The following is a 6,311-nucleotide window of genomic DNA, read 5'->3' on the forward strand; positions in this document are numbered from 1 at the left end:
ATCTCGTCCAAAGAGTGATTAAATATAATTTTACCATCCTTCAGGATCGTCACATGATCAATCATAGATCCCAAATCCCGTACCTGGTGGGTTGAGATCACCGTGCAGCGATCGGGCTGATCCAGAGAGGCCTGAAGCTTCCGGAACTGACTTTTGGATGGGATATCCATTCCGTTGGTCGGCTCATCCAGCAGAAGCAGCTTGGTGCGTGTTGCCAGGGCAAACGAGAGCAGGTATTTCTTCTGCTGACCAAAAGAAAGCTCTGAAATCTTCTTTTTAGAATTGACCTGCAGCTCCGAAAGTGACCTCTCCATCAGCTGTTCATCAAACCTTGGGTAGAATGGTGCATGAAGCTGAGTATATTGGTCGCCACTCATCGCAGGAAGTTCAAACTGCTCCGGTACAAGGAATAGCTCACTTAAAAATTGTGGATTTCGATTTCTGACGACGTTTCCATCAAACGTACACTCCCCATCTTTTGGGAAGAGCATTCCCGAAATGATATTAAAAAGAGAGGTTTTGCCGGCGCCGTTTAGCCCAAGTAGGCCATACGTTTTTCCGGGCTGAAGTGACCAGTTCAAATCGTTAAAAAGTGGTTCTCCTTTTTTGAAGGAGAATGAAATGTTATTGAGTTGAATCATAGGAGTTAGATTGTTTATTACTGTATGAGTATACTAATACAGTAGATTCAATCCAAATGTTTTCACGAATTAAGAAATAACATTCCCGATTTGTAACTTGTGATGAATAAAATCCTTTGACCAATAAATCAATCTCTACATAATGAAAAAGCTCACTTGGTTCCTGCTGATACTTTTATCCACTTCTCCAATAATGGCTCAATCATTTGAAGAATCGATGGATGAATCAGATGACGTTCGTGAAACGATCATGACGTTATTTGAAGGAATGGAGGCGGCAGACGGCGATGTACTGCGATCTGTACTGGACGAAAATGCAACTCTGCACACCGTCAGATCCACCGAAACCGGAACTGAACTGGATGAAACCGATATCAGCAGTTTTATTGAATCAGTTGAGGGATCTGAACCGGGAACCTTGATTGAGGAGATTCTCTACATCTCCGTAAATGTTGATGGAGATTTGGCCACTGCCTGGATGGACTACCATTTTTATCGAGGTGTGGAGTTTAGTCACTGTGGAGTGAACAGTATGAACCTGATCCGAAATGCCGGTGAATGGAAGATTTTTTCCATTGTGGATACCCGCCGGACCGAAGGTTGCCTGGATTAAAAAATTAGCAATTCCATAAATTCCGGGATTTAATGACGTTAACTTGATGTGCTAAAATACGGTATGGAGAATGGCTGAAAAGGAGTTATTTTCAACCCGCACACAGTTTATTGGAATTTAATCGTCTACCATTATGGAGTCCATTTCAGTATTGGACATGTTTAAAATCGGGATCGGCCCGAGCAGCTCACATACCTTAGGTCCGTGGAAAGCAGCAACTCGCTTTATCGATGTGATTGGCGATCGGGTGGATCAAATCGAGCACTTGGAAATTCAGCTTTTTGGATCACTGGCTAAAACCGGTGAGGGACACGGAACCGACATCGCCTTGATGCTGGGTCTGAGTGGGAAAGATCCCGTCGATTTTGAGATTGATCAAATTGATCCCACTGTCGATAAAATCAAACAGGAGAAGAAACTCAACTTTGGGGGGAAGGGATGGATCGATTTCAACCCGGAAAATCATATCCACTTTCTAAAAGACGAAATCAAACCGTTTCATCCCAATGCCCTAACTTTTATTGCACGGTTCAACGATACCACACTCGAAAAAGAGACCTACTTCTCAGTTGGTGGCGGATTTGTAGTGAAGGAAGGTGAGGAGGATCGTTCCGAAACAGATGACATCCCGTTGCCCTATCCAATCGATTCTGCTGCCGATTTAAAAGCTGCCTGTAAAGAGACCGGACTTCCGATTTCCGGGGTTGTGGCTCTGAACGAAAAGGAGTGGCGTTCGGAAGAGGAGACAAATGAAGCTGTTCTGAAAATCTGGGAAGTTATGTGCACCTGTATCTATCGTGGTTGTCACACAGAGGGATATCTGCCCGGAGGTCTCCAGGTGATGCGGCGTGCTTCGATCCTAAATAATCGATTACTTAATCACCGCAAATACAGCGACTATCACGAGTGGCGTGAGGCGATTAGAAATGGTGGTGATGATTTTGCCTATATCCTCGACTGGGTAAGCTGTTTTGCGCTGGCCGTGAATGAGGAGAACGCGTCTTTTAGCCGTGTGGTTACGGCACCAACCAACGGTGCTGCAGGAGTGATTCCGGCTGTGCTTCAGTACCTGGTGACATTTAAACGGGATCACTGCAAAGACATGGTGAGTAATTTTCTGATGACGGCCTCAGAAATCGGGAGTATTTTCAAAAAACGAGCAACGATTTCCGCAGCGATGGGTGGATGTCAGGCCGAGATCGGAGTGTCGTCCGCCATGGCAGCTGCCGGTTTAACGGAGTCACTTGGCGGTAGCGTGGATCAGTGCCTGATGGCGGCAGAAATTGCTATGGAACATCATCTGGGAATGACCTGCGATCCGATTGGAGGATTGGTGCAGGTGCCTTGTATTGAGCGGAATACAATGGGAGCCATCAAGGCGATTACGGCTTCACAGCTTGCACTTCACAGCGATCCTGATAAAGCGAGAGTACCCTTGGATGCGGTTGTGAAAACGATGTGGGAGACCGCTCAGGATATGAAAACGAAGTATAAAGAGACATCAGATGGCGGTCTGGCAGTAAATATTCCAATTAGTTTGAGTGAATGCTGATTTACAGTGTCAACAGTGGAACAGGTTGGCAGTGCATCAGAGTTTAATTTAGAAGTTCATTTTAATACAATTTGTCCCTACTGTACTGTTCACTGTTGACAATATAAACTGAATTTCCTCTCATAGTATCATTTGGGCTTTTCAATAGTGTGGAGATTCTGATAGATTTGGCGTCTATGACTGAGCAAAATGAATTTCAATCTCTTCAGGAACTTCTTAACAGAATTCATGAAATTTCTCAAAAAGATGAGGATGTTTCAGTTGGAGAGATCATCGAAATGGTGGGCGATCGTTCTTATGGCCCGCTGTTATTAATTGCCGGACTTTTAACTCTTGCACCGATTATTGGAGATATTCCGGGAGTTCCAACTATTCTGGGAGCCATTGTATTTCTCTTTTCAGTTCAATTACTGTTTGGCAGGGAGCACTTTTGGCTGCCGAAATTTTTACTTGAACGATCTGTTTCCGGTAAAAAAATGAATAAAGGTGTTGAGTGGCTGCAGACACCTGCAAAATGGATCGATAAGCTGTTAAAACCCAGGTTCGGGTTGCTAGTCAAAGACACAGCTGTTTATATAATCGCCTTTATGTGCTTGATGATCGCTTCAGTGATGCCGATCATGGAACTTGTACCTTTTAGCGCAAATGCTGCAGGAGCCGCTCTTACCGTATTTGGACTGGCACTGATTGCCAGAGACGGTTTACTGTTGATTATTGCACTGATTTTAACAGGAGCAATAGCAGCCATTATTATCAACTTTTTATAAACTTTAGGATAATGGCAGTAGTATAATGTCTTCAAAATCGAGATCTGCCGTTTCAAAAATTGGCTCTGCTATTTCAATAATCTCCTCATCGGAGTAGTCTTGCAATCCCTCCAGCTCCACATAAAGAACATTATTGTGTTCATCAACGGAATACGTAACATCGGTCGATTCAAAACTCTCTTTCAGGATGTTGACTAAAAATTCAACATCTTCCTGCCAGGCCGATAGAGCTTCTTCTTCATTTTGTTCAGACATCTGTTCCTTTCGATCTATATTTTAGAGATTGTTTGCGATATTGAAAGTTCATCACAATGAATTATTAAGTAAGCCCAAAATATGAATCCATCCATTAAAAAATTAGCACAAATTGCAGAGAAGGAAACACGAACGGTTATTGGGCTAATGTCGGGTACTTCGCTGGATGGATTGGACATTGCACTTTGCGAGGTTGAGGGGAGTGGTCCTGAGACCAAAGTGAGTTTGTTGAAATTTGTTACCAAACCCTATCACAAAAATGATAGGGAGAAGCTCCGAAAAGTAACTTCTGTTGATCAAGTTTCATTAAGGGATTTATGTTATGTACACACCTGGCTGGGACAGCTTCATGCAGATATGATTGTAGAAGCTCTGTTTGAGTGGGGTATCAAGCCGGAGAAAGTGGACTGCATTGGGAGCCACGGTCAGACCATCTACCATTTGCCTAATCGCGATCTCAACGGTGAAGAGACTCCATTGAATTCAACCTTTCAGGTAGGAGATGGGGATCACATAGCTGTAAATACCGGTATTCTTACCATCAGTGATTTTCGACAGAAACATACCGCGTTCGGCGGGGAGGGTGCGCCGATGGCACCGCTGGTTGATGAGTGGTTATTTACCGACAAAAAAGAACACCGGATTCTTTTGAACATTGGTGGAATTGCAAACTACACGTTCATGCCGGCAGCTGACGTGAAGGATTTGAAAAAGTTTTCTACAGACACCGGCCCCGGTAACACGTTGATGGATGCCGTAATGAAATCCAGATTTGATAAACCATTTGATAAGGGAGGTAAAATCGCGGCATCCGGGAATGTGATCAAACCGCTATTGATCAAGATGCTTGAGGACGATTGGTTCAAAAGTGAGGATGAAAAATCAACTGGTCCGGAATATTTCAATTTGAAGTGGATCAAAGAGAAAGAAGAATTGGCCGGATTTTCCGGATCCGATATTTCGGATAAAGATATGGTGGCTACGGTTACAGAACTGACAGCCAGAACGATCGCTCAGAATATTCAACATCATATACCGGAAAATCTACCGGTTATGATTTATCCCAGTGGGGGGGGCGCGCATAATCGCTTTTTGATGGATAGAATTTCGCACTATTTAGATGAAGCTGATGTTTGTGAATTTTCAGAGCTCGGTTTTTCAGCTGATGTGAAGGAAGCTGTTATTTTTGCAGTTTTGGCGAATGAAACAGTAACCGGGTCCGGATTTAACATTCACACCAAATACGGATCTGAACAAAACATCCACTTTGGGAAGATTTCATTTCCGGTTTAAAAGAAGCCGTTAAACCTCCAAATCAACCCTCCAAGGATTTCGAACCCTTGGAGGGTTTTGAGTAAAATTTTTAGTTCTTTAAAAAATAATAAGACCTAATTGTCGATACGAGAGTTAAATTAAGTAATATCGAGATTTTTCGATTGCATTCTGTAAACATTATAATTCAATGTTGGATTAATCGTTTACTTTTATTGATTATTGGTCTAACAATACAAATCAGTTTATGAGTTCTGAAAAAGAGATCAAGCACCGACTTATCGATAAGATCTTATCAAGCAAAAATGAAACACTTCTTGCCCGGATTGATCAGTTATTGGAATCATCGACTTCGGAAGAAGATGAAGTGACATTGACGGAAGAGCAGAAACGAATGCTTAAGATGAGTGATAAGGATATTGAAGAAGGGGAGTTGATATCACAAAGAGAGTTAAACAGAGATGATATTGAATGGCTTCGAGAGAAGTAATATGGACTAAAACTGCAGCAAATTAACGTCGATTTATCTTAAAGTACTGGGTTGAAAGAACCGGGTCTTCCGATTTTTCCTTAACACTACTTTATGAATCCGAAGAACGTATAGAGTAATTATTATCTCATCCGTATTCAGGTCAAAAAGCTGATTATCCAGACACAAGAGTTCTATCACTTGGGCATTTCAGCATTTTTTATAAAATTATCAAAAATAATATTGTCATCACCGCCTTTTGGGATAACAGGCAAGATCCCAAAAAACTAATCAAAGAGCTGAGAAAAGAAGAATAATTTTTTAATGCTTTGATTTAAAGAAGCAGACACAAAAGACCTAGGGAAATTATCATCCCATTTTAGCATCTGGATAACCCTCCAAGGGTTTCGAACCCTTGGAGGGTTGTCGGTCGATCAAATCAATCCACTCGCACCAACAAATCTTCCATCACCTCGATTAGCTCTTTCCGGATGGGCATCGATCGTTCAAATATTTCAGTCTGCTTTTTCAGGTAAACTTTACGCCCCTTTTCTGTCTCAATCTTGATCGGCTCCAGGCCAAACTCACGCGCATCATAAGGACTCGCCTGCATGTCCACTTTCCGGGTTTTTACCGCATTGAAGAACGCTTTTCGGACTATCTCGCTCGAAATCCACGGATAGAATTTATAGGCCCATTTATACAGATCCATATTGGTATGCAGGCAGCCCGGCTGTTCCAT

The 6,311-nt window shown here is 42.5% G+C and carries 7 protein-coding genes and 1 pseudogene; 5 read left to right on the forward strand and 3 right to left on the reverse strand.

Features of this window, described 5'->3' with window-relative positions; all coding sequences use genetic code 11:
* The coding region (locus ACESM0_RS12170; protein ID WP_372906482.1) for an ATP-binding cassette domain-containing protein at positions 1-641 on the reverse strand (641 nt) is incomplete at its 3' end.
* 142 nt (positions 642-783) lie between these two features.
* Between ACESM0_RS12170 and ACESM0_RS12175 the strand changes: the two genes are divergently transcribed.
* The 3 genes from ACESM0_RS12175 to ACESM0_RS12185 all read left to right on the forward strand — a co-directional run bounded on the left by ACESM0_RS12175 (position 784) and on the right by ACESM0_RS12185 (position 3,573).
* Positions 784-1,254, forward strand: a complete 471-nt coding sequence (locus ACESM0_RS12175; protein WP_372906483.1) for a nuclear transport factor 2 family protein — start codon at positions 784-786, stop codon at positions 1,252-1,254.
* Positions 1,255-1,387: 133 nt separating this feature from the next.
* Positions 1,388-2,806 (forward strand): L-serine ammonia-lyase, encoded by a 1,419-nt coding sequence (locus ACESM0_RS12180; RefSeq protein WP_372906484.1) that lies wholly within the window; start codon positions 1,388-1,390, stop codon positions 2,804-2,806.
* Positions 2,807-2,982: 176 nt separating this feature from the next.
* A complete protein-coding gene (locus ACESM0_RS12185) occupies positions 2,983-3,573 on the forward strand; it encodes an exopolysaccharide biosynthesis protein (RefSeq protein WP_372906485.1) in 591 nt (196 codons plus the stop codon).
* Positions 3,574-3,576: 3 nt separating this feature from the next.
* On the opposite strand, the gene ACESM0_RS12190 is transcribed toward ACESM0_RS12185, so the two are convergent.
* The gene (locus ACESM0_RS12190; protein WP_372906486.1) at positions 3,577-3,828 is read right to left on the reverse strand and encodes a hypothetical protein; all 252 of its coding nucleotides are present in this window, start codon (positions 3,826-3,828) and stop codon (positions 3,577-3,579) included.
* A gap of 81 nt (positions 3,829-3,909) precedes the next feature.
* Here ACESM0_RS12190 and ACESM0_RS12195 point away from each other — a divergent pair, with 81 nt between their 5' ends.
* Together ACESM0_RS12195 and ACESM0_RS12200 are read left to right on the forward strand one after the other, a co-directional pair.
* Complete coding sequence (locus tag ACESM0_RS12195; RefSeq protein WP_372906487.1) at positions 3,910-5,121, forward strand: anhydro-N-acetylmuramic acid kinase; 1,212 nt, start codon at positions 3,910-3,912, stop codon at positions 5,119-5,121.
* A 226-nt stretch (positions 5,122-5,347) separates the two neighbouring features.
* Positions 5,348-5,590, forward strand: coding sequence for a hypothetical protein (locus ACESM0_RS12200; RefSeq protein ID WP_372906488.1), 243 nt, complete (start codon positions 5,348-5,350; stop codon positions 5,588-5,590).
* Between the two features lie 418 nt (positions 5,591-6,008).
* Here ACESM0_RS12200 and ACESM0_RS12205 read toward each other — a convergent pair.
* Positions 6,009-6,311: pseudogene (locus ACESM0_RS12205) on the reverse strand (3-methyladenine DNA glycosylase); the annotation flags it as partial.

The organism is Rhodohalobacter sp., from assembly GCF_041686455.1.
In the GTDB taxonomy this organism is placed as follows: Bacteria; Bacteroidota; Rhodothermia; order Balneolales; family Balneolaceae; genus Rhodohalobacter.

What these genes read in the sequence shown, in the direction of transcription:
- ACESM0_RS12190 (WP_372906486.1), bottom strand. Translation starts at nt 3,828, where the DNA reads ATGTCTGAACAAAATGAAGAAGAAGCTCTATCGGCCTGGCAGGAAGAT.
- ACESM0_RS12200 (WP_372906488.1), top strand. Translation starts at nt 5,348, where the DNA reads ATGAGTTCTGAAAAAGAGATCAAGCACCGACTTATCGATAAGATCTTA.
- ACESM0_RS12175 (WP_372906483.1), top strand. Translation starts at nt 784, where the DNA reads ATGAAAAAGCTCACTTGGTTCCTGCTGATACTTTTATCCACTTCTCCA.
- ACESM0_RS12180 (WP_372906484.1), top strand. Translation starts at nt 1,388, where the DNA reads ATGGAGTCCATTTCAGTATTGGACATGTTTAAAATCGGGATCGGCCCG.
- ACESM0_RS12195 (WP_372906487.1), top strand. Translation starts at nt 3,910, where the DNA reads ATGAATCCATCCATTAAAAAATTAGCACAAATTGCAGAGAAGGAAACA.
- ACESM0_RS12185 (WP_372906485.1), top strand. Translation starts at nt 2,983, where the DNA reads ATGACTGAGCAAAATGAATTTCAATCTCTTCAGGAACTTCTTAACAGA.